Annotated in this window: 16 protein-coding genes and 1 pseudogene; 7 read left to right on the forward strand and 10 right to left on the reverse strand. The window is 73.3% G+C overall.

Features of this window, described 5'->3' with window-relative positions; translation table 11 throughout:
* Positions 1 to 7: 7 nt before the first annotated feature.
* The 3 genes from OHT74_RS13605 to OHT74_RS13615 form a co-directional block, all read right to left on the reverse strand.
* On the reverse strand, positions 8 to 3,607 hold the full coding sequence (locus OHT74_RS13605) for an ATP-dependent DNA helicase (RefSeq protein ID WP_328620365.1): 3,600 nt from the start codon (positions 3,605 to 3,607) through the stop codon (positions 8 to 10).
* A gap of 102 nt (positions 3,608 to 3,709) precedes the next feature.
* A complete protein-coding gene (locus OHT74_RS13610; protein ID WP_328620366.1) occupies positions 3,710 to 7,084 on the reverse strand; it encodes an ATP-dependent helicase in 3,375 nt (1,124 codons plus the stop codon).
* Between the two features lie 234 nt (positions 7,085 to 7,318).
* A complete protein-coding gene (locus tag OHT74_RS13615) occupies positions 7,319 to 7,675 on the reverse strand; it encodes an MGMT family protein (protein ID WP_323139555.1) in 357 nt (118 codons plus the stop codon).
* Positions 7,676 to 7,785: 110 nt separating this feature from the next.
* Between OHT74_RS13615 and OHT74_RS13620 the strand changes: the two genes are divergently transcribed.
* From OHT74_RS13620 to OHT74_RS13635, 4 genes and pseudogenes are all read left to right on the forward strand, one after another.
* Positions 7,786 to 10,680, forward strand: a complete 2,895-nt coding sequence (locus tag OHT74_RS13620) for a flippase-like domain-containing protein (protein ID WP_328620367.1) — start codon at positions 7,786 to 7,788, stop codon at positions 10,678 to 10,680.
* Between the two features lie 269 nt (positions 10,681 to 10,949).
* Positions 10,950 to 12,475, forward strand: a pseudogene (locus OHT74_RS13625) (RHS repeat-associated core domain-containing protein); the annotation flags it as partial.
* 34 nt (positions 12,476 to 12,509) lie between these two features.
* Complete coding sequence (locus OHT74_RS13630; RefSeq protein WP_328620368.1) at positions 12,510 to 12,860, forward strand: hypothetical protein; 351 nt, start codon at positions 12,510 to 12,512, stop codon at positions 12,858 to 12,860.
* Positions 12,861 to 13,207: 347 nt separating this feature from the next.
* Positions 13,208 to 14,803 carry an alpha/beta hydrolase gene (locus OHT74_RS13635; protein WP_266664023.1) on the forward strand — a complete coding sequence of 532 codons (1,596 nt, stop codon included), beginning with the start codon at positions 13,208 to 13,210 and terminating at the stop codon, positions 14,801 to 14,803.
* 70 nt (positions 14,804 to 14,873) lie between these two features.
* On the opposite strand, the gene moeZ is transcribed toward OHT74_RS13635, so the two are convergent.
* From moeZ to OHT74_RS13670, 7 genes are all read right to left on the reverse strand, one after another.
* A complete protein-coding gene (gene moeZ, locus OHT74_RS13640) occupies positions 14,874 to 16,052 on the reverse strand; it encodes an adenylyltransferase/sulfurtransferase MoeZ (RefSeq protein WP_030291201.1) in 1,179 nt (392 codons plus the stop codon).
* A gap of 63 nt (positions 16,053 to 16,115) precedes the next feature.
* A complete protein-coding gene (locus OHT74_RS13645; RefSeq protein ID WP_328620369.1) occupies positions 16,116 to 16,865 on the reverse strand; it encodes a spherulation-specific family 4 protein in 750 nt (249 codons plus the stop codon).
* Positions 16,853 to 17,935 (reverse strand): NAD-dependent epimerase/dehydratase family protein, encoded by a 1,083-nt coding sequence (locus OHT74_RS13650; RefSeq protein ID WP_328620370.1) that lies wholly within the window; start codon positions 17,933 to 17,935, stop codon positions 16,853 to 16,855. Before OHT74_RS13650 ends, OHT74_RS13645 begins: the two co-directional genes overlap by 13 nt.
* 174 nt (positions 17,936 to 18,109) lie before the next feature.
* Entirely contained in the window at positions 18,110 to 19,015 is a 906-nt protein-coding gene (locus OHT74_RS13655; protein ID WP_266664030.1) for a hypothetical protein, read from the reverse strand.
* Entirely contained in the window at positions 19,012 to 20,754 is a 1,743-nt protein-coding gene (locus OHT74_RS13660) for a DUF3492 domain-containing protein (RefSeq protein ID WP_328620371.1), read from the reverse strand. The genes OHT74_RS13655 and OHT74_RS13660 overlap by 4 nt, the downstream gene beginning before the upstream one ends.
* 264 nt (positions 20,755 to 21,018) lie before the next feature.
* Positions 21,019 to 22,491, reverse strand: coding sequence for a DUF3152 domain-containing protein (locus tag OHT74_RS13665; RefSeq protein WP_328620372.1), 1,473 nt, complete (start codon positions 22,489 to 22,491; stop codon positions 21,019 to 21,021).
* A 5-nt stretch (positions 22,492 to 22,496) separates the two neighbouring features.
* Complete coding sequence (locus OHT74_RS13670) at positions 22,497 to 23,477, reverse strand: alpha/beta fold hydrolase (protein WP_266664036.1); 981 nt, start codon at positions 23,475 to 23,477, stop codon at positions 22,497 to 22,499.
* A gap of 145 nt (positions 23,478 to 23,622) precedes the next feature.
* On the opposite strand from OHT74_RS13670, the gene OHT74_RS13675 reads away from it, so the two are divergent.
* The 3 genes from OHT74_RS13675 (at position 23,623) to OHT74_RS13685 (ending at position 25,042) form a co-directional block, all read left to right on the forward strand.
* Positions 23,623 to 23,838, forward strand: coding sequence for a hypothetical protein (locus OHT74_RS13675; protein ID WP_266664038.1), 216 nt, complete (start codon positions 23,623 to 23,625; stop codon positions 23,836 to 23,838).
* Positions 23,839 to 24,041: 203 nt separating this feature from the next.
* The gene (locus OHT74_RS13680; RefSeq protein WP_266664040.1) at positions 24,042 to 24,695 is read left to right on the forward strand and encodes a TetR/AcrR family transcriptional regulator; all 654 of its coding nucleotides are present in this window, start codon (positions 24,042 to 24,044) and stop codon (positions 24,693 to 24,695) included.
* Between the two features lie 119 nt (positions 24,696 to 24,814).
* A complete protein-coding gene (locus tag OHT74_RS13685; RefSeq protein WP_030291177.1) occupies positions 24,815 to 25,042 on the forward strand; it encodes a DUF3107 domain-containing protein in 228 nt (75 codons plus the stop codon).
* The last annotated feature ends 63 nt before the right edge of the window (positions 25,043 to 25,105 follow it).

Raw genomic sequence — 25,105 nt, forward strand, 5'->3', positions numbered from 1 at the left:
TATGAGCCTAACTGTCGGGTTGCCCGTCACTGTCCGTGTCCGGTTTGCCTTGGAGGATCCGCTCAAGACGGGCCCGGTCGGGAAGGTTGCGGGGCCGGATCACGCGGCCGCTGCGGACGTGGAGGAAGGCGACGGAGACCCGGTCGAGGGGCGTGCCGGTGGCTTCCGCCCAGGCCAGGCGGTAGACGGCGAGCTGGAGGGGGTCGGCCTCGGTGGTGCGGCCGGTCTTCCAGTCGACGATCTCGTACGAGTCGTCGTGGTTGCGGTACACGGCGTCGATCCGGCCGCGGATGACGCGGCCTGCCAGGGTGAGCTGGACCGGGACCTCCATGCGGTGGGGGGTGCGCTCGGCGTACTCGCTCCGCTCGAAGGCGGCCTTGAGGGAGTCGAGGTCGGCCTCGTCGGCGATCTCCTGATCGGAGCCGGGCAGCTCGGTGGCGGGGTCGAGGACGTCGAGGAGCGGCAGCGGGAGCTCGTCGAACCGGGATTCGACCCAGGCGTGGAAGCGCGTGCCCTGGCGTGCCGCGGGCTGCGGGGGCTTGGGCATGGGGCGGGCGAGGTCGCGGGCGAAGCCCTGCTCGTCCGCGGCGAGGCGCAGGAGCTGGCTGGCGGAGAGGGCGGCCGGGAGCTCGACGTCGCGCACGGCGGCGCGGGCACGCCGGAGCTCGCCCTCGAGGGCGTCGAGATCCCGATCCCAGGAGGCGACGGCCCGGGCCTCCTCGGACGTGAGGCCGGCTGCTGCCGCGGTGCCCCGGGCTCCGGCTCCACGGGCCGGGCGCCCGCCCCGGCTCCGGCCCCCGGGCGGGGTCGGGCCCGCGGCGTGCGCGTCCGGTCCCTCCGGGGGTTCGGCGAAGTCCCAGTCGTCGCCATCGGGCCACAGGTCGTCGTCATACCGATCGGGGAGGTCCGCCTCGGTGCGGGCGTGCGGGACGGCCGGGGCGGTGGCCGGGGCGGTGGCCGGGGCGGCCCAGGCCTCGTCCGCCGCCCACAGGTCGGCGTCGGCAGGGGCGGGTTCGTCCGCGTACGACGGGTCCTCGCAGTCCGGGGGCCAGACGTAGGGGTCCGGGGCCGGGGTGGCCAGGTGGGACTCGACCAGGGCCGCCGCCGCGCGGCGCAGGGCCAGCGAGTCGGGGTCCAGGGGCAGGGGCCAGGACCGGTCCGGGGTGGACTCCGTGGCGAGGGAGGGGTTCTCCGCGTCCGGGTCCGGTTCCTCCGCCCAGGCTTCGATCTCGCCGTGGCCCGCCAGGCAGTGGTCGTAGAGCGAGGACAGGAAGGGCGACGGGCCGCGGCGCTTCTTCTGCGTCGGGCCCCACCAGTGCGCCGAGGCCAGGAGGAGCGAGCGGGGGCGGGTGAACGTCACGTAGCCCAGGCGGAGTTCCTCCACCGCCTTGTGCTCCTTCAGCGCGGCCTTGAAAGACTTCAGGCCCGCCGAGGTCCACGCCGGATCGGCCGGGAGGGTGGCCGCGTCGCCGCGCAGGCCGTACGGCAGGACCTTGGCGTACGAGGTCCACGGCTCCGGGGCCTTCTCCTTCGGGAACGAGCCCGCGGACAGGTCGGGGACGACCACCACGTCCCACTCCAGCCCCTTGGACTTGTGGGCGGTGAGCACCTTCACCGTGTTCTCCCCGCCGGGGAGGGCGTGGTCCAGGCCCTTCTCGTACTGGACCGCCGTGCGGAGGAAGCCGAGGAAGGCCAGCAGGGACGCCTCGCCGTCCAGCGACGCGAAGCCCGCCGCGACGTCCAGGAAGCCGGACAGCGACTCGCGGCGCCGGGCCGCCAGCGCGTGCGGCGACGCCGACAGCTCCACGTCCAGGCCGGTCGCGGCCAGCACCCGGTGCAGTACGTCCATCAGCGGGTCGGCGAGCGAACGCCGCAGGTCGCGCAGCTCCTGCGCCAGGTGCGCGAAGCGGACCCTGGCCGCCGGGGAGAACGGCAGGTCGTCCGCGGACGACCCCGGCCCGGAACCGTCCAGGAACGTCTCCAGCGCGTCCGCCAGCGAGACGATCTCCGCCGGGTCCACGCCCTCCACGGCCGCCGCGAGGCGCTCGTCCGGGTCCACCTCTCCCGGCGCGCGGCCGATCAGCTGCCGCGCCCGGCGGCCCAGCAGGGCCAGGTCGCGGGCGCCGATCCGCCAGCGCGGGCCGATGAGGAGCCGGACCAGGGAGGCGTTGGCCCCCGGGTCCTGGAGCACCTCGCACACCGCGACCAGGTCCGCGACCTCCGGCAGGTGCAGCAGCCCCGACAGCCCCACGACCTCCACCGGCACGTCCCGGGCCACCAGTACGGCCTGGATCTGCGCGAAGTCCCGCGCGGACCGGCACAGCACCGCGATCTCGCGCGGCTCCGTCCCCGTACGGACCAGGTGCGCGACCGAGTCCGCGAGCCACTCCAGCTCCTGCGCGTGCGTGTCCAGCAGGGCGCAACGGACCGTGCCGGCCTGCTCCTCCCCCGGCGCCGCGCGCAGCGCTTCGACACCCTCGTGCATCGAGCGCAGCGGGGCGGCGAGCTCGTTGGCCAGGTCGAGGAGGCGGCCGCCGCTGCGCCGGTTCTCGCTGAGCGAGAACCGGGTGGCGGGGCTGCCGTCGGCGTGCGGGAAGTGCTCGGGGAAGTCGTCCAGGTTGGCCACGGACGCACCGCGCCAGCCGTAGATCGCCTGGCAGGGGTCGCCGACGGCGGTCACGGCGTGCCCGCTGCCGCCGCCGAACAGGCCGGAGAGCAGGAGCCGCTGGGCCACGGAGGTGTCCTGGTACTCGTCGAGCAGGACCACCCGGAACTCCTCGCGCAGCAGCGCCCCGACCTCGGGCCGGGTGGTGGCGAGCTGCGCGGAGAGGGCTATCTGGTCGCTGAAGTCGAGCAGGTCGCGGGAGCGTTTGGCGGCGCGGTAGCGCTCGGTCAGCTCCAGCAGCTCGAGGCGGCCGCGCACGGCCTCGGGGACCTTGCGCAGGTCGTCGTTGGTGAGCCTGGTGGTGGCGAGGGTGTCGAGGAGGTCCGTGTCGTACGCGCGCAGTTCGGCCGGGGTGACCAGGTGCTCGGAGAGCTCGCCGTCGAGTGCGAGCAGGTCGCTGACCAGGTCGGGGACGGATTTGGTGAGCGCCGGGTACGGGCCGGGGGCCTCGCGCAGCACGCGCGCGGCGAGCTGGAAGCGGGTGGCGTCGGCGAGCAGCCGGGCGCTGGGCTCCAGGCCGATGCGCAGACCGTGGTCCTTCAGGAGCTGGCCGGCGAAGGCGTGGTACGTGGAGATGCGCGGCTCGCCGCCCGCCGCGTCGGCCTCGGCGGTGGGGGTCCCCCCGGCGAAGCCGGGGGGAGAAGGGTCCGGGTCGCTGATGCCGGCCCGCGCGAGGGCCTTGCGTACGCGCTCGGCGAGCTCGCCGGCGGCCTTGTTGGTGAAGGTCAGGCCGAGGACCTGCTCGGGCGCGACCGCTCCGGTGCCGACCAGCCAGACCACGCGGGCGGCCATGACCGTGGTCTTGCCCGAGCCGGCGCCGGCCACGATGACCTGCGGGGCGGCCGGGGCGGTGATGCATGCCAGCTGTTCGGGCGTGAAAGGGATGCCGAGGAGCTCCTTGAGCTGCTCGGGGTCGGTGAGGACGGACGGACGCGCGGACACGTGAAGAGGCTAGCCGGACCCACGGACACTCCCGGCCGCCGTCTCACCGGCCGGTCGGTCGCGGGCCGGAGACCGCAGGCCCAGCGGTTCCGGCCGTGTGACTCACTCCACCGTCTGGCGGCCCTCCGGGCGCGCGCTGCACGAGCTGCGGAAGGAGCAGTGGTCGCATTGCTTGCCGGTGGCGGGCGCGAAGCGCTCGTCCAGTACCCGGCCGGCGGCGGTGGCGAGCAGGTCGCCGACCCATTCGCCGTTCAGCGGCTGCTGCGCCTGGATCCTGGGCACCGCGTCGCCGCCGTCGCGCTGGGCGGCGCCCTGGCGCAGCTGCACCAGCTCGGCGCCGCCCGCGTCGGGGCGCAGCCCGTCGAAGACCTCGTCGACGGCGCCTTCGCGGACGGCGAGCTGGTACACGGCGAGCTGGGGGTGCCGCGCGACCTCGTCCTTCGTGGGCGCGGCCTTGCCGGTCTTGAAGTCGACGACGTACGCACGCCCCTGGGGGTCCGATTCGACCCTGTCCATGGAACCCCGGATCCGGACGGCGTAGTCGCCCGCTTCGAGCGTGACGTCGAACGCGTGCTCCGTGGCCACGGCCGCCCTGCCCGCGCGGTCGGTGGTGTGCCAGCGCAGGAAGCGCTCCAGGGCGGCGCGGGCGTTGTCCTTCTCCTGGCGGGATTTCCAGGGGGCGTCGAAGGCGAGGGCGTCCCAGACGGAGTCGAGGCGTTCCATCAGGACGGCGAGGTCGGCGGGGGTGCGGCCGGAGGCGACCTCGTCGGCGAGGACGTGGACGACGTTGCCGAAGCCCTGGGCGGCGGTGGAGGGGGCGTCGGCCTTGACCTCGCGGCCCAGGAACCACTGGAGGGAGCAGGTGTTGGCGAGCTGGTCCAGGGCGCTGCCGGAGAGGGCGACGGGCCGGTCCCGGTCGCGCAGCGGGACGCTGCTGCGGGTGGGCTCGTACAGACCCCACCAGCGCTGCGGGTGCGCGGCGGGGACCAGCGGGCGGTCGTCCTCGTCGGTGAGCGCGGCGAGGCGGGCGAGCCGGCGGGCGGCGGCGTCACGGAGCGCGGGCGAGGCCTCGGGGTCGACGGTGGTGGCACGCAGCTCGGCGACGAGCGCGGGGACGGCGAGGGGGCGGCGGGGGCGGCCGGTGACGTCCTTGGGGGTGACGCCGAGCTCGGTGAGGAAGCGGGAGGGCTGGTCGCCGTCCTCGGCGGGGGCCTTGACGGCGGTGACGACGAGGCGGTCGCGGGCGCGGGTGGCGGCGACGTAGAAGAGGCGGCGCTCCTCGGCGAGGAGCGCGCCGGGGGGGAGGGGCTCGGCGAGGCCGCCGTGGCCGATGCGGTCGGCTTCGAGGAGGGAGCCGCGGCGGCGCAGGTCGGGCCAGAGCCCTTCCTGTACGCCGGCCACGACGACGAGGCGCCACTCCAGGCCCTTGGAACGGTGGGCGGTCATGAGGCGGACGGCCTCGGAGCGGGTGGCGCGGGTGGTGAGGGTGTCGGCGGCGATGTCCTCGGCCTCGAGCTGTTCGAGGAAGTTGAGGGCGCCGCGGCCGCCGGTGCGCTCCTCGGCGCGGGCGGCGGTGTCGAAGAGCGCGCAGACGGCGTCGAGGTCGCGGTCGGCGTTGCGGCCGGCCGCGCCGCCGCGGCGGGCGCCCCGCTCCAGCCGCTGGGGCCAAGGGGTGCCCTCCCAGAGGGTCCAGAGGGCCTCTTCGGCGGTGCCGCCTCCCTGGAGGAGCTCGCGGGCCTTGCGCAGGAGCAGGCCGAGTCGCTGTGCTCCGCGGGCGTAAGCGGGGTCGTGGGCGGTGAGCCGTTCCGGCTCGGCGAGGGCGCGCGCGAGCAGGACGTCGGACGGGGCCGGCACCTTGATGCCGGCGGCCCGCTCCTCGTCGCGCAGGGCCCGCCCGAGCCGCCGCAGATCGGCGGCATCCATCCCGCCGAGCGGCGAACTCAGCAGCGCGAGCGCCGCCTCTACCCCGACCCACCCTTCGCCTGCGGCGGGCTCGGACTCGGCGCCGTCGCCTGCGGCGGGCTCGGAGTCCGGGCCGATGCCGTGGCCGGGCAGGCCGAGGTCGGGCAGGCCGAGGTCGGCCGTGTCCGCGGGTGCGGATGCCGGGGCCGCCGAGGGCTCGTGGTCGGCGGTGGCCGGGGTGGCGGCTGTGCGGAGGGCTGTGAGGAGGGGGGCTATTGCCGGTTCGTGGCGCAGGGGGGTGTCCGAGCCGTCCGTTTCCGCCGGGACGCCCGCCGAGATCAGGGCGCGGCGCATCGCCGGGAGGGTGCGGCCGCCCGCGCGGACCAGGACGGCCATGTCCTGCCACGGCACGCCGTCCTCCAGGTGCGCCCGGCGCAGGATGTCGGCGATGTTGTCCAGCTCGGCCCCGGCCGTGGGGTACGTGAACACCTCCACCCCGCCGCCCTCCCGGACCGGGGCCAGGGCACGGTGGGCGCGGACCGCGGCCGACGGGAGGCGCGGGACCGGCATGCGGGACGTCAGCAGGCGGGTCGCCGCGAGGAGGTTCGCGCCCGAGCGGCGGCCCACCGTCAGGGCGTGCACCGCCGCGCCCGGGAAGGAGCCCTCGAAGTCCAGGGTGTTGTTGATGTCGGCGCCGCGGAAGGCGTAGATCGACTGGTCCGGGTCGCCGAACGCGACCAGGGTGCCCGCCGGCCCGGCCAGTGCCCGCAGCAGGCGCAGCTGGGAGGCGTCCGTGTCCTGGTACTCGTCCACGTAGATCACGTCGTAGGAGTGAGCCAGGGAAGGCGTGCGCTCCGCCAGCAGGACCGCTCGGTGCACGAGCTCCGCGTAGTCCAGCGTGCCCTGCATGTCGAGGACGTCCAGGTACTCGGAGAGGAACGCGGCCGCCGCCTTCCAGTCCGGGCGGCCCAGCCGGGTCGCGAACGCGTCGAGCGCCGTCGGACCGAGGCCCAGCTCGCGGGCACGGGCGAGCACGGCGCGGACCTCGTCCGCGAAGCCGCGCGTGGTCAGCGCGGCCCGCAGGTCGTCCGGCCAGCGGATGGACCGGATGTGGCGCTGGCCCTCCAGCAGGGTGCGGACCGTCACGTCCTGCTCCGGTCCGGACAGCAGGCGCAGCGGATCCGCGAACAGGTCGGTGTCCTGGTGGGCGCGGACCAGCCCGTAGCAGAAGGAGTGGAACGTGGTGGCTTGCGGAGCCCGCGCCCCGCCGAGCCGCAGGGCGGCCCGGTCGCGCAGCTCCACGGCCGCCTTGCGGCTGAAGGTGAGGATCAGGATCCGGGCGGGGTCCGTCCCGGCTTCGACACGGGCCGCGGCCGCCTCGACCAGTGTGGTCGTCTTCCCGGTACCCGGTCCGGCCAGGACGAGAAGCGGTCCGCCGGTGTGATCAACCACCGCCTGCTGCGCTGCGTCCAGAACAGGGGGATCCACCCGTTCCGGCCCGGTGCGCACGAGGCGGTACGCGTCAGGGGTCCGCGTACGCCGCCGCTCGGAGCGGTCGGATGGAGAGGTGATCACGTGGGGTGCCGGTCCAGGTCCTGGTGGGTCTGCGGTTGCTGCGGTTGCTGCGCTCGCTGCGGGTTCCGCGGCCGCTGCCGCGCTCGCCGAAGAGGCAACGCTACGGCAACCGGCGGGTCCCGCGCAGTTCCCCGAGGTCCGGGCAGGGAGGCCGCGGCAGCCCTCACCGGTCCCCCGTACCGTCGCCCGTACGGGCGCTCGACCGCCCGCCCTGGCCGCGCATGGACGAAGCTGTCAGATGTGACCCTCGTCCCGTGCGGCGCGCCCCTCCAGCCCGTCCCAGCGCGCCCGCGGCATGTTCAGCCGGGCCTCGCCGTCGGCGGTCAGACGCAGCGGGGTGGCCTCGGCGCGGTAGTGCTCCAGGGCCCGGTGCTCGCTGCCGGGCAGCGGCCGTCCGTCCGCCCTGACCACCCGCCACCAGGGCACGGCTCCCCCGTACAGGGCCATCACGCGCCCGACTTGGCGCGGTCCGCCCTCGCCGAGCCATTCGGCGACGTCCCCGTACGTCATCACCCGGCCGGGCGGAATCCGTTCGGCCGCCTCCAGCACCCGCTCCGCGTACGCGGGCAGCTCTTCGCTCATTGCGCCCATGGTGCCGTACATCACGGTCCGGTTCCCGGAAGGTTTCCTTCCGTACCGGCGCGCACCCTGATGCCCCGCCCGCCGGTCGGTCCGTGCCACCATCTTCCGGGCGGTGACTGGTGATACGTGATCAAGAAGAGACGGATGTGACGACGAAGGAGCAGGGTGTGAGCCCTCCGGACGGCGCGGCTGAGGACGACGGCACGCGCCCGGACCCGCGTCCCGGGAAGCTCCCCGACGAGCTCCCCGGCCGGGCCGCACCCGAACCCGGGACAGGAGCCGCACCCGAACCCGGTCCCCGGGCCCGGGCCAGCTCCGGAGCCGGGGCCGAAGCCGGAGCCGGGGACCAGCCCGACGCGGCGGGCTCCGAGGGGCCGCACGGGCGCGCCTCCGCGTCCGCCGACCAGGTCGAGGTCGACGAGCCGCTGCTCGCCGCCCGTGTCCACCGGCCGTCCGACCTCGTACGCCTCCTCGTCGGCATCCTCGGCATCGCCGTCGTCCTCGGCATCGCCGCCTTCGCGCACCGCACAACCGCCGGCCTCGAGGCCGACATCTCCCAGGGCACCGGCGCCGCACCCGATCTGCTGATCAAGGTCGCCGGGCTGGTGTCCAGCATCGCCGTGCTGCTGGTACCCGTCGCCTTCGCCATCGAGCGGCTGATCAAGCGCGACGGGCTGCGCATCGCCGACGGCGTGCTCGCCGCCGTCCTCGCGCATGGCGTGACCCTGGCCACCGACCTGTGGGTCTCCCAGGCCGCCTCCGACACCATTCAGGACGCCCTCACCCGTCCCACCAGCGCCGGCGGCCCCATCACCGACCCGGTGCACGGCTACCTCGCGCCCGTCATCGCGTACATGACCGCCGTCGGCATGACCCGCAGGCCGCGCTGGCGGGTCGCGCTGTGGGTGGTGCTGCTGCTCGACGCCTTCGCGATGCTGGTGAGCGGGTACACCACGCCGTTCTCGATCATCCTGACCGTGCTGATCGGCTGGAGCGTCGCGTACGGGACCCTGTACGCCGTCGGCTCGCCGAACGTCCGCCCCACCGGGCAGACCCTCCTCGCCGGCCTGCGCCGGGTCGGCTTCAAGCCGGTCAGCGCCATGCGCGCGGAGCTCCCGGACGGCGCCGACGCCTCGGAGGTCAGCGACCGGGGCCGCCGGTACCACGTCACGCTGGAGGACGGCCCGCCGCTCGACGTCACCGTCGTCGACCGCGAGCAGCAGGCCCACGGGTTCTTCTACCGGGTCTGGCGCCGGCTCACCCTGCGCGGTATCACGACGCGGCGCAGCCTCCAGTCGCTGCGCCAGGCCCTGGAGCAGGAGGCGCTGCTCGCGTACGCGGCCATCGCGGCCGGGGCCAACGCTCCGAAGCTGATCGCCACCTCCGAGCTCGGCCCGGACGCCGTGATGCTCGTGTACGAGCACCTGGACGGCCGGCCCCTCGACGCGCTCGCCGACGAGGAGATCACCGACGAACTGACCCGCAGCACGTGGAAGCAGGTACGGGCCCTCCAGTCGCGGCGGATCGCGCACCGGCGGCTCACCGGCGACGCGCTCGTGGTGGATCGTTCCGGCAATCTCGTCCTCACCGACCTGCGCGGCGGCGAGATCGCGGCCGGCGACCTGGTGCTCCGGATGGACATCGCACAGCTGCTGACCACGCTCGGCCTGCGGATCGGCGCGGAGCGCGCGGTGGCCTCGGCGGTGTCGGTGCTCGGCCCGGACGCGGTGGCGGACTGCCTGCCGCTGCTCCAGCCGATCGCGCTGAGCCGCTCCACCCGGGCGACGCTGCGCAGGCTGGCCCGGGAGCGGGCCGACCGGCAGCGGGAGGCCGTACTGGAGTCCTCTCGGGCGGCGAAGGCTGCGCGCGAGGCGGCTGCGGAGGAAGCGAAGCCGGACAAGCCCGGCAAGCCGGGCGGCAAGGCCGGAGGCAAATCGGCGGCGACCACGGCCGCGGAGAAGAAGGCCGAGAAGAAGGCGCTGGACGACGCGCTCGACGGGGCCCGCGAGGAGGACCTGCTGAGCCAGATCCGCCAGCAGGTGCTGCTGATCCGCCCGCAGGCGCCGGTGGAGCCGGCCCGGCTGGAGCGGATCCGGCCACGCACTCTGGTGTCGTTCATCGCGGGTGCGTTCGGTGCGTACTTCCTGCTCACGCAGCTGGCGCACGTGGACTTCGCGACGATCGTCGGCGAGGCGCAGTGGGGCTGGGTGGGGGCCGCGCTGGCCTTCTCGGCGCTGACCTACTTCGCGGCGGCGATGAGCCTGCTGGGCTTCGTACCGGAGCGGGTGCCGTTCCTGCGGACGGTGGTCGCGCAGGTGGCGGGGTCCTTCGTGAAGCTGGTGGCGCCGGCGGCGGTCGGCGGTGTCGCGCTGAACACGCGGTTCCTGCAGCGGGCCGGGATCCGGCCGGGGCTGGCGGTGGCCAGCGTGGGTGCCTCGCAGCTGTTCGGGCTGGCGAGCCACATCCTGCTGCTGCTGGCGTTCGGCTACCTGACGGGCACCGAGAAGACCCCGGAGATGACCCCGTCCCGGACGGTCATCGCGGGTCTGCTCACGGTGGCGGTGCTGGTGCTGGTGGTGACGGCGGTGCCGTTCCTGCGGAAGTTCGTGGCGACGCGGGTGCGGGCGCTGTTCGCGGGTGTCGTGCCGCGCATGCTGGACGTGCTCCAGCGGCCGCAGAAGCTCATGACGGGCATCGGCGGCATGCTGCTGCTGACCGGCTGCTTCGTGATGTGCCTGGACGCGTCGATCCGGGCGTTCGGGGGCGGCCAGGCCATCAGCTACGCGAGCATCGCGGTGGTCTTCCTGGCGGGCAACGCACTGGGCTCGGCGGCGCCGACCCCGGGCGGTATCGGCGCCGTGGAGACGACGCTGACGCTGGGCCTGATCGCGGCCGGGCTGGACAAGGAGGTCGCCATCTCGGCGGTGCTGCTGTTCCGCCTGATGACGTTCTGGCTGCCGGTGCTGCCGGGGTGGATTTCGTTCAACTACCTGACCCGCAAGGAAGCCATTTAGCTCCACGGGGGTCTGCGGTGCCGGGTCGCGGCCGCGGGGGCTGCCGCGGCGGGGGCGCGGGCGGCGCCGTTGCGCGCCCCCGGCTGCCCGCGCTTCCGGGGCCCGCCCCGAACGCCGGCGGGGCCGGAATCTGCCCGGCGCCCGAAGGCCGGGGCCCGGGCAGGGCCCGGGGAAACGCTGAAGGAACCGCCCGGACCGCCAACTGATCCGCACGGCGGCCCGCGAAACGCTCTCCCCTCCCTGACGCCGTCTCAATATGTGCGCGGGGCGACCCGGCCGGCCGCCTGGCCGCCGAGACGGACTTCGACGGCCGCACCCTCACGTACGGCTACGACGGCGCCGGCCGCCTCAGCGCACGCACCAACGCGGTGGGCAAGACCACGACGTACGAGCACAACGTGCTCGGCTGACCCGCACGCTGAACCCGTCGCTCTCCCTCACCCACGAGTACGACGACATGGGCCGCCGGACCGTGCAGTCGGTCGTCGGCCAGGACGGGCGGACCCTCCAGCGCCGCGGCTACAGCTACCGGGCGGACGGCTACCTCTCCGGCATCGACGACTCGCTGACCGGCCCCCGCACCTTCACCCTCGACACGGCGGCCCGCGTCACGGCAGTGGATGCCGCGTCCTGGTCGGAGCGGTACGCCTACGACGAGGCCGGCAACCAGACGCACGCCTCGTGGCCGACCCGCCACCCGGGCGCAGAGGCCCAGGGCGAGCGCACGTACACGGGCACCCACATCACCCATGCGGGCTCGATCCGGTACGAGCACGACGCGTTGGGCCGCGTCGTCCTCCGCCAGAAGACCCGCCTGTCCCGCAAGCCGGACACGTGGCGCTACGAATGGAACGCGGAAGACCAGCTGACGGCGGTCACCACCCCGGACGGCACCCGCTGGCGGTACACGTACGACCCCCTGGGCCGCCGCACCGCCAAGCGACGCCTGTCGGAAGGCGGCACGGTGGTCGAAGAAGTCCTCTTCACCTGGGACGGCACCACCCTCTGCGAACAGACGACCGGCGGTGTCACGGTCACCTGGACCCACCAGGGCCTCCACCCCCTCACCCAGACGGAACGCCTCGACCAGGACGAGGTGGACGACCGCTTCTTCGCGATCGTCACCGACCTGGTCGGCACCCCGACCCAGCTCCTGGCCGAGGACGGCACGACGGCGTGGCGCACCCGCAGCACCCTGTGGGGCACCACAACCTGGAACCGCGACGCGACGGCCTACACCCCGCTCCGCTTCCCGGGCCAGTACTACGACCCGGAGTCCGGCCTCCACCACAACTACTTCCGCACGTACGACCCCGAATCGGCCCGCTACCTCTCACCCGACCCCCTGGGCCTCACCCCGGCCCCGAACCCCACCGCGTACATCCCCAACCCCCACACGTGGTCGGATCCTCTCGGCCTGGCACCGTGCCCGCAAATTGACGGGCGGAAACTCGATTACCTATTCGACAGCAACATCAAGACCGACGCCCATAACACCCCGAGGGCAAATCAGAACGCACAGCAACTGAAGAGCATCGGATTTGGCGACACCCCCGCATCGCGCGAGTACGTCCACAATCACCTGGTGAAAGCCGCACAGAACGGCTTCGAACGAACCTTCAGTAACGAATGGGGGGAGTTTGGCGAAACGCATTCTGTCATAATGGGCCCTAACGGAATAAGGGGGGTTGAATCAACATGGCAGATCATGCCTGACGGAACCCTGAGGTTCTCCACCGCTATTTTCAAGGGAGGCAAATGGTGGACCAACATCGAGCCCCCACCGGCAAGGTAGGCCTTCAGCCGTCACACACGAGGAGTTTGGATCAATGGCTGGCCAGTTCGTGACGCCCGACCCACAAGATTTCGTCAACACATTCGGCGTGGAGCCTGTCATTACCGACGAAACCGTCCGAACCCTCAGCTTCTTCGACGTTACCGGCGAGAAACTCGATTTTTCCTATGACGCGATCGGCAGGTCGGTTTCACTGACCTGGCATCCCGCTGGAGGGAAAATCGCGGTCCGGAATTTCCGGGAAGGTGCGACCCTGCTCCGGATCATCGATCGCCCGGACGCCTCCAGGATTGTTGTGGATTTCAGCACACAGGACACCATCGGACAGTTGGACATTCAAATTTTCCCCCGCGTGGAGATCTCAGAACGAACCCTTCTCTGCTGAGAACCAACCTCCTGTCCTTGGTGGGTACCCAGCACTCCGCTCCGGCCGCGAATCGGCATACCCGAACGAGTCGGCGGGGGCGCGGGCGCGCCGGAAGTACGCGAGTCCGCTTGCCCGCAGGGACAGCAGCCATCTCGTGGTCGCCATCGATTCCCTGCTGTACCCCGGTCCCGACTACCGGGCCGAAGTCGCCGCGCTCGCGATGGACGGTTGGGCCCATCAGAGTTCCGCTTCGACTGGGGCCCGGTGTCGTGCCCTTCTGTGCCGGTCTGCCGCGCTGAGCTGCTGCTCGACCCGAATGGGTCAGCGCGGGGGCGAGGGGGCTGAGGGGGTCGCAGGATGGGGGCATGGGTCGAAACGTGGTGCGGGGTGCCGTGGCCGTGGTGGCTGCCCTTGGGCTGGCCGGGGTCAGTGGGTGTTCCGACAGTGGTGAGGGCAAGCCCGAGGCCGGCGGGACCAAGGGGGCCGCGCCGCTCAAGTGGGGGGAGTGCGAGGCGCCCACCGTCGCCCAAGGCGGCGGGCAGGCGCCGCCCAAGGACTGGGAGTGCGCCACGCTCCACGTGCCCCTCGACTACGCCAAGCCCGAGGGCGAGACCATTCCGCTCGCGCTGATCCGGGCCAAGGCGCGGGACAAGGACAAGCGGCTCGGGTCGCTCGTGTTCAACTTCGGCGGGCCCGGGGGGTCCGGGATCAGTACGCTGCCCGGCGCCGCCAAGGAGTACGAGGCCCTCCGCTCGCGGTACGACCTCGTGAGCTTCGACCCGCGCGGCGTCGGCCGCAGCGCCCCCGTCCGGTGCGAGGACGACAAGCAGCTCGATGCCTACTACTCCCAGGACTCGAGTCCCGAGACACCGGCCGAGGAGAAGGCCTTCGTCGGCAACATCGACAAGTACCAGCAGGCCTGCAAGGACAACTCCGGCCACCTGCTGCCGTACGTCGGCACCGAGAACGCCGCCCGCGACCTCGACCGGATCCGCCAGGCCCTCGGCGACGACAAGCTGAACTACTTCGGGATCTCCTACGGAACCGAGCTCGGCGGGGTCTACGCCCACCTCTTCCCGAAGAACGTCGGCCGGGCCGTCTTCGACGCCGTCGTCGACCCGACGAACACCTCCGAGGAGGGGGCACTCGGCCAGGCCAAGGGGTTCCAGCTGGCCCTCGGCAACTTCGCACAGGACTGCGTGAACCGCGGCGACGAGTGCCGGCTCCAGGGCAGCACCGCCAAGGAGATCGAGGACAACATCATCAAGCTGCAGAAGAGCCTGGCCGACAAGCCCATCCCCGGCATCGGCGGCCGGATGCTCACCGACTCCGCCGCGACCAACGGCATCGCGCAGGCCCTGTACTCCCAGGAGCTGTGGCCGCTGCTGGAGCAGGGGCTGGACGAGGCCGACGGCGGGCAGGGGCAGCTGCTGATGGCGCTGTCCGACTCGCTCAACGGCCGCGACCAGCAGGGGCACTACAGCAACATCGGCGCCGCCAACACGGCGATCAACTGCGCCGATTTCAAGGACCGGTTCACTCTCGCGCAGACGAAGGCGAAGCTGCCCGGCTTCCGTGCCGCGTCCCCCGTCTTCGGGGACTTCCTCGGCTGGGCCCTGATGAGCTGCACCGACTGGCCGGTCCCCGGCGCCTGGGAGACCCCGGACGTCTCCGCCCCCGGATCGGCACCCATCCTGGTGATCGGCAACACCGGGGACCCGGCCACCCCGTACGAGGGCGCCCGCAAGATGGTGGAGCGGCTCGGCCCCGGCGTCGGCGTGGAGCTCACGTACAAGGGTGAGGGGCACGGCGCGTACAACAGCGGCGACAAGTGCGTGCAGCAGGCGGTGAACTCCTACCTGCTGGACGGGAAGGTGCCGGCCGCCGACACGGTCTGTACCCCTTCGCAGAACCCCTCGGGGACGCCCGTGGCACCGGAGCCCCCGCCGCAGGGCGCCTGAAGCACGCGGGGCGTCTGACACACGGAGGGGCCGTTCCGCAGCTGCGCGGAACGGCCCCTCCGGGACGTGACTAGTAGACCGGCTTCTCGGGCTCGATCTGGTGGACCCAGCCGATCACGCCGCCGCCGACGTGGACCGCGTCCGCGAAGCCCGCGGACTTCAGGACCGCGAGGACTTCCGCACTGCGGACACCCGTCTTGCAGTGCAAGACGATGCGCTTGTCCTGCGGGAGGTCCTGCAGGGCGGTGCCCATCAGGAACTCGCCCTTGGGGATCAGCTTCGCGCCGGGGATCGAGACGATCTCGTACTCGTTGATCTCGCGGACGTCGATGATCTCGATCGGCTCGTCGTTGTCGATCCACTCCTTGAGCTGCTTCGGAGTGATCGTGGAGCCGAGCGCCGCCTCCTGCGCCTCCTCCGACACGACGCCGCAGAAGGCCTCGTAGTCGATGAGCTCGGTGACCGTCGCGTTCGGACCGCACACCGCGCAGTCGGGGTCCTTGCGGACCTTGACCTGGCGGTACTGCATCTCCAGGGCGTCGTAGATCATCAGGCGGCCGACCAGCGGCTCGCCGACGCCGGTGAGGACCTTGATGGCCTCCGTCACCTGGATGGACCCGATGGACGCGCAGAGCACGCCCAGCACGCCGCCCTCGGCGCAGCTCGGGACCATGCCCGGCGGCGGGGGCTCCGGGTACAGGCAGCGGTAGCACGGCCCGTGCTCGGACCAGAAGACCGAGGCCTGGCCGTCGAAGCGGTAGATCGAGCCCCACACGTACGGCTTGTTCAGCAGTACGCACGCGTCGTTGACGAGGTAGCGCGTGGCGAAGTTGTCCGTGCCGTCGACGATGAGGTCGTACTGGCTGAAGATCTCCATCACGTTCTCGGCCTCGAGCCGCTCTTCGTGAAGGACCACGTTGACGTACGGGTTGATGCCCAGCACGCTGTCGCGGGCGGACTCGGCCTTCGAGCGGCCGATGTCCGACTGGCTGTGGATGATCTGGCGCTGCAGGTTCGACTCGTCGACCTCGTCGAACTCCACGATGCCCAGCGTGCCCACACCGGCCGCGGCCAGGTACATGAGGGCGGGGGAGCCGAGGCCGCCCGCGCCCACGGCCAGCACCTTGGCGTTCTTCAGGCGCTTCTGGCCGTCCATCCCGACATCCGGGATGATCAGGTGGCGGGAGTACCGACGGACCTCGTCAACGGTGAGCTCAGCAGCTGGCTCGACCAGGGGTGGCAGCGACACAAGGACTCCGTAGATGGGAAAGTCTGAACGGTGGTTCTCCCCGTAACACTGCCACGCCCTTCTTCATTCCGAGACACCCGGTCCGATCCGCGAGACGATTTCGTCCCAGTACGCGGGCATCGAGGCCCACGGATCCCGCCCGGCGGCGCCTGGCCGGTCGGTGAACCAGACCGTTCCCGCGCCCTGCCAGCGGGCGATCCGGACGGCCTCCTCCAGGTGCGTCCGCGGCACCCCGTGGACCAGGTGGCAGAAGCGCTCGGGCGGGTATTCGGCGGTCCACTCCGCCACCTGCGACCAGCGGTAGTCGGCCCAGGCCCCGGAGAAGGTGACCAGCTGGTCGGCGGCCTCCGCGTAGCCCTCGTACGGGTGCGTGCCGTGTCCCAGCACGATACGCAGGCCCTCGCCGAGGCCGCGCAGGGTGTCGGCGACCCGGCGCACCTCGGCCAGTTCGGCCTCGTCCGCCGGGGCGTCGGCCAGGTAGAAGCCGCCCACCCGGTACCAGTCGAGGAAGCGGTGGGCGTCGGAGACGAGCTCACCGAACGACCGCGCACCGTCTCGCATCGCGAGATGGCCGAGCACGGTCCCGCCGGCCTCCCTGAGCTTGGCCGCGGCCTCCGTGCAGTGGGGGTCGGGCCTGCCGCCCGGCCCGTCCGTGACATTCAGCACCGTCCAGTGCAGCGGGGTCCCGGGCCGGGTCAGCTCGGCCCATTCGACGGGGGCGAGCAGTGGGTGGGCGTAGCCGGGGACGCCGAGGCCGAGGCGGCCCGCCTCGGTCGCGGCGGCCGCCGTGGCTGCCGTCGTCAGATGCGGCACGCCGCCTCCATCCAGATGTCCGCGAGGGATTCCTCCAGGTTGATCCGGGGCCGCCAGCCGAGCCGGTCCCGGGCCGTGCGCACGTCGGCCTGCTGCCAGGCGCCGCAGCCGTCGGGGTACGGGTACGCGGGCCCCCCGCCGCCGGCGGCGAGCTGCTCGGCCGTCGCCTCGGAGCGCGGGGCACCGATGGCGGCGAGCCCGGGCGAGCGGCCCTGAGGCCCGAGCCCGAGCCCGTGGCCGCCGCCGTGCCCGCCGCCGTGCCCGGCCCCGTGTCCGGGTCCGTGGCCGTGCCCCTGCCCGTGCTGCCCCTGCTGCGGTACGTCGAGCTCGTGCAAGGCGCCGCCGTACCCGGCGACCCGGGCCAGTACCGCCGCCGCGTCGCGCAGCCGGACCGCACGCCCGGTGCCGATGTTGACGACGCCCTGGGCGGCGGAGAGCGAGGCGGCGTGCACGGCTCGCGCCACGTCCCGTACGTCCACGAAGTCGCGCTGTACGCCGAGCCCGCTGAGCTTGAGCTCGCCGTCGCCGTTCTGCATCGCGCGGCGCATGGCCTCGGCGAGCCGGCCGAGCGGGGATCCGGCCGGGGTGCCGGGTCCGACGGGCGAGAAGATCCGCAGGACGACCGCGTCCAGCCCCGAGCCGAGCACGAGCTCGGTGGCGGCGAGCTTGCTGACGCCGTACGGTCCGCCCGGTCTCGGCACGGCGTCCTCGGCCGTGGACGATCCGGGCTGGCTGGGACCGTACTCGGCGGCGCAGCCGAGCTGGACGAGGCGGGCCCCGCAGCCGCTGCGGCGCAGCGATTCGCAGATGGTGGCCACGGCGACGGTGTTGTGCCGGGTCAGCTCCCGGGCCCCGCCGCGGGTGGCGCCGGCGCAGTTGATGACGACGCCCGGGTGGACGGCGTCGAGGAACCGGGTGAGGGCGCCGGGGCTGCCGGTGGCGAGGTCGAAGCGGACGTCCGCGTCGTCCCCCCGGCCGAGCGCGGTGAGCTGGACGGCGGGGTCGGCGAGCAGCCGGTCGGCGACGTAGCGGCCGAGGTATCCGTTGGCTCCGATCAGCAGCACCCTCATCGCGCGGCCCCTCGGTTGGTTGGCTGGCCGGTCATCCTGTGTCTCCTTGGTCGATGGGCAGGGGGTCGGGGGTCGGGGCCCGGGTTCGGGATCCGGTGGGGGGTGCGGCGCTTCGGCGTCGGCTCCGAAGAGCGGCGGAGCGGCGCAGCGGCGGCGGGACGGGAGGGAGCCGGCTCAGGGCCGGGCGTGCGCGGATGCGCGGGACAGCACGAGGACGGCGTGTACGAGGAGCCCTGCCGCGGCGGCGGGCACCGCCAGGGGAATCGGGAGCAGGGCGAGGGCCAGGGCTGCGGTGACGGGCCCGCGCGGGGCGCCGTGCGCGAGCAGCAGCCGGGTCAGGAAGAGCAGCACGGCGAGCGGTACGGCGACGGCGGCCGGTGTCCCGGCGAGCGCGGCCGCCCCCGCGGCGGTCGCGGCGAAGGCCAGGGCGGCCGCGACCAGCAGCGGCCGTGCCCGGTCGGCGAAGTCCTCCAGGGCGCGGCTGCCGGCGAGCCGGCTCCGGGCGCGGGCGGCGTACACGGCGCCGACCACGTGGCCGGGGGCGGCAGCCAGTGCGAGGCCGGCTCCGAGGGGGGTGCCGTGCCGCAGCACGGCCCAGCCGACGACGGCCGCGGCGAGCAGGAGCGCGGCGTACGGGAACCGGCCCGGGGCGGCCCTCCCGGTCCGCCCGGGCCTGCCGGGCCACACCAAGGCGGCGACGGTGGCGAGTGCGGCGACGGGCCCGGCGTACGGCACCCCGGCGGCGGCCGCCCCGAGCGCGAGGGCCCCGGGGAGCAGGGCGTACCCGAAGCCGCGTAACGCCCGGGCGTCGGACGGGCGGACGGCACGGGGCGCGGCCGGCTCGTCCCCGTGCGGGGTGCGGGCGTAGAGCTCCTCGGCGAGCGAGAACACGTCCCGGTGCCGGAAGCGCGCGGCGGTGCGGTCGGTGATGCCCTGCACCTCCAGCCCGGCGGCGATCTCCAGCGGGTCCACGGCCCGCTCGCACAGCGCCCGGTGCCGGTGCAGCAGCGTCTTGACGGGATCCCCGCCGGCCCTGCGGCGGGGGGCCGAGGCGACGGGGGCGGCTTCGTCCAGGGTCATACCGGCGCCTCCGTGGTCGTGGTGGTGGTCGGGGTCTGGGCCGGAACCGGAACCGGGCCGGCCGCCGAAGCCGGACCCGCACCCGAACCCGCACCCGGCGCGCCCGTCCCGGCCGCCGGGGCCCGGTCCGCAGCCGCGGCCGGTGCCGCCCAGGTGGGGCTCGTCCAGTGGCCGGGGACCCGGGCCTCGGGGGGCTGCTCGAAGGGGATTCCGCCGTCGGGCCGGGCCGGGCCGCGGGCCAGCAGCCGCAGGTAGATCTCCCGGAAGGCGGCCACGTTCTGCTCGACGGTGAACAGCTCCAGCGCCCGGGCCCGGGCGGCCGCTCCCAGCCGCAGGGCCCGCTCGGGGTCCCGCAGCAGCGACAGACAGGCGTCGGCCAGGGCCCGCGGGTTGCGCGGCGGGACGACGAGGCCGGTGCCGCCGATCACCTCGCACACGGCGCCGACGTCGGTGGACACGGTGGCCCGGCCGCAGAGCATCGCTTCGGCGAGGGTGATCGGGAAGCCCTCGATCACCGAGGACAGCACGACCACTCTTCCGGAGCCGTACGCGTCGGCCGGCGAGGGGGCCTCGGGCCCGCCGATCTCCTCGAAGGTGACGGGGTTCTCCCCGGCCGTGACGGCGTCGGCGGCCTCGTCGGGGAAGAGCTGCGCGGCGAGCGAGCGGCAGTCGGCGAGGTAGCCGGGGACCACGGCGGTCGCGAAGATCCGCAGCCGGGTGCCCGGGGCGGCCCTGCGTACTTCGGCGAAGGCGTGGAGCAGCGCGATCAGGTCCTTGGCGGGCTCTATCCGGCCGACCCAGACCAGGGTGTCCGGGTCCCCGCAGTCCGGGTCCTCGCCGACGGTGGCGAATCGGTCCGCCTCCATCCCGGGGTACACCGTCTGCAGCCGGTCGCGGGTGGCGCCGCAGCGCTCCTGCCAGCGCCGGGCGTGCGCGTTGCCGGGGGTGAGGAGGTCGGCCCGGGCGTAGATCTCGGCGGCGAGCCGCATGTGGAAGGCGGCGAGCAGGGCCCGGACGGCGGGCCGGGGGGCACCTCGGCCCGCTCCCGGGCCGCCGGGCCCGGGGGCGGCGTCCGCCGAGTGCTCCAGATAGTGGGCCCGCAGCTGGACCCCGTACTCGGTGACCAGCAGCGGGACTCCGAAGAAGCGTTTGGCCAGCAGGCCGGGGAGCGCTGCCACCCCGCCGGCGGCCGCGTGGCAGACGTCGACCTCGCGCAGGTCCTCGTACCAGTCGAGGGACAACGGCCGCAGCAGCCGCTCCAGTTCGTCGACGAAGTCCAGCAGGTCGGCCACCTGGGCGCGCTGTACGGAGCGCAGCGCGCCGGGGGCCCGGCAGGCGGACTCCACCGCGCGCACCGCGGTCTCGGAGCGCAGGGCCGCGTACAACCCGCCCTGTTCCCGGGCGAGTTCGGCGAGTCCGTACAGGCCGGCCGCGAACGGCTCGGGCTCGCCCGCGCAGATCCCGCGGACGAGGTCCTTGAAGCACTCGGCGAAGCGCCGGCGCTCACGCCGGGAGTACGTGCGGCCGTCGTCCGCCGGGGCCCAGAGCGGGGCGGTCCAGACGCGGGTGACGTGCTCGGGCAGGACGACCCGGCCGCGCTCCTCCTGCTCGGCGCTGCGGCTCAGCGCGTAGAGCTCGAACTCGTGCTGCGGCAGCCCGCGGACCAGCCGGTCGCACCACAGCCTCGCCTCTCCCGTCGCATACGGATAACCACCTTCCGTGAGCAGTCCGATCCGCACGAGTGGCACCCCCGATCTCCCGTTCAGGCGGTCGCCGTCGGTCCGGTGACCCGCCGCGGGAAACTCAAGCGGATATGCCGAGGACGCGACGGACGGTTGTCCGTCGCGCCACCGGAAGGGGTGAAGAGTCGTAACTTTCGCCTGCGGCCCGCGTTCGAGCGCGCTACAAAGGGCCTACGGCCCTCGGGCCTCTCGGGCCCCTCCCGCTCCGCGGGGAGCCCCCGGCCCGGGCCCGCTGCGGCGGCGGCGCGCCGCAGGGGAGCGTCAATTCCCGGGGAACACCCAGGGGTTGGGCTTGCACTGGATGCCGCCGATGTCGAGCGACTTCGTCTGCTGCTGCATGATCGGCGCGAGCGAGCCCGGGGTCTGGCAGTTCACGTGCCCGTGCCCGAGCCGGTGGCCGACCTCGTGGTTGATGAGCATCTGCCGGTACGCGAACATCTGGTCCGCGCCGTACGTCGACGAGCCCTGCGCCCAGCGGAACGCGTTGATCATGACCCGCTCGGTGGACGCGGAGTCACAGCTGACGTTGTCGACGGTGGTGTCCAGATCGGACTTCGCGCACCACACGCCGGTGGTGCCGGGGCTGGCCAGCGTGATGACGAAGTCGGCCTCGCCGCCCGGCACCCGCTCGAAGGTCTTCGTACCGCCGTGGCCCCAGCTGCGGTCGTCGTTGAGGGTGCGGTGGACGGCCTCGGCGAACAGCTGCGCGTCCAGGCCGAGCCCCTGCTCGACGTCGACCCGGTAGCGGATCTTCTTGCCCTTGCCGGGCGCCGGAGCCACCCCGGGGACGGTGTCGAAGGTCCCGGGTCCCTTCAGCTTCTCGTCGATGGGGAACTGCTGGGCCATCTTCTGCTCGTACGACAGCTCCACCGCGGGTGCGGCCGGCGCGGCGGGAGCGGCCGGGGTGGCCCGGCCGTCGGAGCGGGAGGCCGGGGACCTTCCGGGCTCGGCGCGCTTGTCGGTGTCGCCGGCGGCCCGGGCGGTGGGCGAGGAGCCGCTGTCGCCGTCGGAGGTCACCTGTACGGCCACGACGACGGCGAGCACGGTGGTGACGGCTGCGGCGGCCATCGTGTACGTACGGACCTTCCGCCCGCGACCGGACCCGGGCTGCTCCTCGGCCGGATCGGCGGGATCGGCTGGTGCTGCGGGAGCGACGGGTCCGGCAGGCGCGGCGGGCGCCACGGGAGGCGCAGCAGCGGCCGCGGTCATCGGCGCACGCGGTCCGGGCACCAGGCCGTGCGAGCCGGTGGAGGTGAAGGGGTCGGCCGGGGGCTGCGGGAGGGTCACCTGCGGGAAGCCGACCGCGGGGGTGCCGAAGGCCGGCGTGTCGCCGTCCATGACGGCGGCGGCCGAACGCCGCGCCCGCGGTACGCCGCGCCAGTCCCCGTAGACCGTGTCGGGCCCCGCGCCCCAGGCGCCGCCGGGCTCGCGCTGCTCGGGGTGGCCGCCGCGCGGTTCCTCGTACGGGAAGTGCTCCTCGTACGGGAAGTGCTCCTGGCGGCCCTGGTACTCCTGGTACGGAGCCTGCTCCTGGTACGGAGCCTGCTCCTGGTACGGAGCCTGCTCCTGGTACGGAGGGTGGTACTCCGCATACGGCGCGTGCTCGGCGTACGGCGGCTGCTCCCCGTACGGCACCTGCTCCCCGTACGGGAACTCCGCTGCGGGTTCCGCCGCCGGTGTCGGGCGGACAGGGGCGGGGGCCGGAGCGGGCCCCTTGCGACTATGTCGTCCCACGGTCCTCAGCCTCTGCCGTCTTCGGTATCTCGGTCGGTGTCGTGCAGCAGCTCCCGGAAGGCGTTCGCCACCACCTCGGGGTACTCCATCATCGCCACGTGCCCGGCCTCGGGCAGGCTCAGCAACCGCGAACCCCGGAAGGACGCCGCCGCCTTCTGCGCCATACGGTACGAGACCAGCTGGTCCCGGCCACCGTAGACCAGCAGGGTCGGGGCGAGTACCCGCTGCGCCTGGCGCCACAGCCCGTGCTGCCCGCCGAGGGTGTACGCGTCGACGATGCCGCGCGAGGAGCGGGTCATCGCGTCCCAGAAGTACGGCAGTTCCATCCGCCGCTCCATCTCTGCGACGGCGTGCCCGAAGCCCTCCGGCGTCACCCGGGAGGGGTCCCCGTAACAGAGGTCGGTCACCCCGCGGGTGCGTTCCTCGGCGGTCAGCCCGCGGGTCAGCCGGCCGAACAGGGAAGCCATCCCGGGTACGGCGAGCAGGGCGGTCGGCACGGCCGACCTCTGCACCCGCAGCTCGGGCAGCGCGGGCGAGATCAGCGTGAGCGTGCGCACCAGGTCGGGGCGGACGGCCGCGACCCGGGTGGAGACGGCGCCGCCCAGGGAGTTGCCGAAAAGGTGCACGGGGCCGCGGTCGGCGGCGTCGAGGTGCCGGATGACCGCGCGGGCCAGCGCCGTGACCGAGTAGTCCCGGTCGGCGGGCGGCGGGGACCAGCCGAAGCCGGGCAGGTCGAGGGCCTCGCCGTCGACGGTGTCCTCCAGCTGCACCATGAGGTCCGACCAGTTCGTCGACGAACCGCCGAGTCCGTGGACGAACAGCGCGGGGGGCAGACCCGTACGCCGCGGGGGCCGGGACCGGACGGCGAGCTCCAGTCCGGGCAGCACGGCGGTGCGCAGCTGCTCCCCCTCGGCGACGTGGACGGCTCCCACCTGGGAGGACGGCTCGGATGTGGATCGCACACCCGGCAGCTCGGTCGAAGACATGCGGCCAATGTTACGAGACGATCACGTCCGGACTCTTGTGTTCGGCATCACAGATGTATGGGGATCCGCGTAGCGGGGTATCCGCGATCCTCCTAGGCTCATAGGTAGGGCAGGCCCAGGGGAGTGAGGGAAGAAGGGGAGCCACATGACCGTCGACCCCGCAGAGCCGGATACCTTCCAGGACCGATTCCGGGAAACCCTCGACGCCGAGGCGCCCGAGGCCGATGCGGCGGAACAGCTGGCCGAGTTGCAGCCCGACGACGACGACCGGGTCACCGGGGTGGACCGCGACGAGGCTGCGGACGGGGACGCCGTCGAGCAGGCGCGGGTGGTGACCCTGGACGAGGACGACTACCGCTGACTCCCCCTGGGCCTGGCGGCCCGGGAGGTACCCCCAGCTCAAAGCTACCGCGCGGTACCCCTGCCGAGTACCGCTGACCAGCGCCTCCGGGCGGTCCGTACAGCGAGAAAACTCGGCTTCGACCCTCCAGATTCGGTTACCGAAAAGTACGATGGCGGCGCGGCGCAGAGCGCACTGTGTTCTTAGAGAAAGTGGGAGGCGGCGTGACAGCCATCGAGCAGACGGAGGCAGCGCGTCCCCGGGGCACGCGACTGCCGCGCCGAGCCCGACGCAATCAGCTCCTGGGCGCGGCCCAGGAGGTTTTCGTCGCGCAGGGCTACCACGCGGCGGCGATGGACGACATCGCCGAGCGCGCCGGAGTCAGCAAGCCGGTGCTGTACCAGCACTTCCCGGGCAAGCTCGACCTCTACCTGGCGCTGCTGGACCAGCATTGCGAGGCCCTGCTGCTCGCCGTGCGCACGGCGCTCGCGTCGACGACGGACAACAAGCTGCGCGTGGCCGCGACCATGGACGCCTACTTCGCGTACGTGGAGGACGAGGGCGGCGCGTTCCGGCTGGTCTTCGAGTCCGACCTGACCAACGAGCCGGCGGTGCGCGAGCGCGTCGACCGCGTCTCGCTGCAGTGCGCCGAGGCCATCTCCGACGTGATCGCCGAGGACACCGGCCTGTCCAAGGACGAGTCGATGCTGCTCGCCGTGGGCCTGGGCGGCGTCTCGCAGGTCGTGGCCCGGTACTGGCTCTCCAGCGAGAGCCCGGTCGCCCGCGACACGGCGGTGGGGCTGCTGACCTCGCTGGCCTGGCGCGGTATCGCCGGCTTCCCGCTGCACGGCACGGAGGGCGCGCAGGGACAGGCCTGACCGGCCGCTGTTCGCTGCGAGCGTGTCCGGAGCGCCGCATCCGCGTCCCCTCTCCGGGCTAATGTGGACCGGTACGGCGCGGCTGATCGCGCACAACCGACCATCGGAGGGACAAAGCCGTGGAGGTCAAGATCGGCGTGCAGCACGCACCCCGGGAGATCGTGCTGGAGAGCGACTTGAGCGCCGAGGAGCTGGAGCGCATCGTCACCGCCGCGCTGACCGGTTCGGAGCCGCTGCTGAGCCTCACCGACAACAAGGGCCGCAAGGTCCTGGTGCCGTCCGACCGCCTGTCGTACGTCGACCTGGGCGAGCCGAGCGTGCGCAAGGTCGGTTTCGGCGCGCTCTGAAGCAGCGCGACCCGCGTTCGAGAACTGGGTGGAACGGCCCGGTGGTTGACTCCACCGGGCCGT

This window comes from Streptomyces sp. NBC_00354, from assembly GCF_036106915.1.
GTDB lineage: Bacteria > Actinomycetota > Actinomycetes > Streptomycetales > Streptomycetaceae > Streptomyces.

Bases quoted from the DNA above. Each gene is read 5' to 3' on its own strand.
- OHT74_RS13615 (WP_323139555.1), bottom strand. From the start codon at position 7,675: ATGGGCGCAATGAGCGAAGAGCTGCCCGCGTACGCGGAGCGGGTGCTG.
- OHT74_RS13630 (WP_328620368.1), top strand. From the start codon at position 12,510: ATGGCTGGCCAGTTCGTGACGCCCGACCCACAAGATTTCGTCAACACA.
- OHT74_RS13635 (WP_266664023.1), top strand. From the start codon at position 13,208: ATGGGTCGAAACGTGGTGCGGGGTGCCGTGGCCGTGGTGGCTGCCCTT.
- OHT74_RS13650 (WP_328620370.1), bottom strand. From the start codon at position 17,935: ATGAGGGTGCTGCTGATCGGAGCCAACGGATACCTCGGCCGCTACGTC.
- OHT74_RS13655 (WP_266664030.1), bottom strand. From the start codon at position 19,015: ATGACCCTGGACGAAGCCGCCCCCGTCGCCTCGGCCCCCCGCCGCAGG.
- OHT74_RS13670 (WP_266664036.1), bottom strand. From the start codon at position 23,477: ATGTCTTCGACCGAGCTGCCGGGTGTGCGATCCACATCCGAGCCGTCC.
- OHT74_RS13675 (WP_266664038.1), top strand. From the start codon at position 23,623: ATGACCGTCGACCCCGCAGAGCCGGATACCTTCCAGGACCGATTCCGG.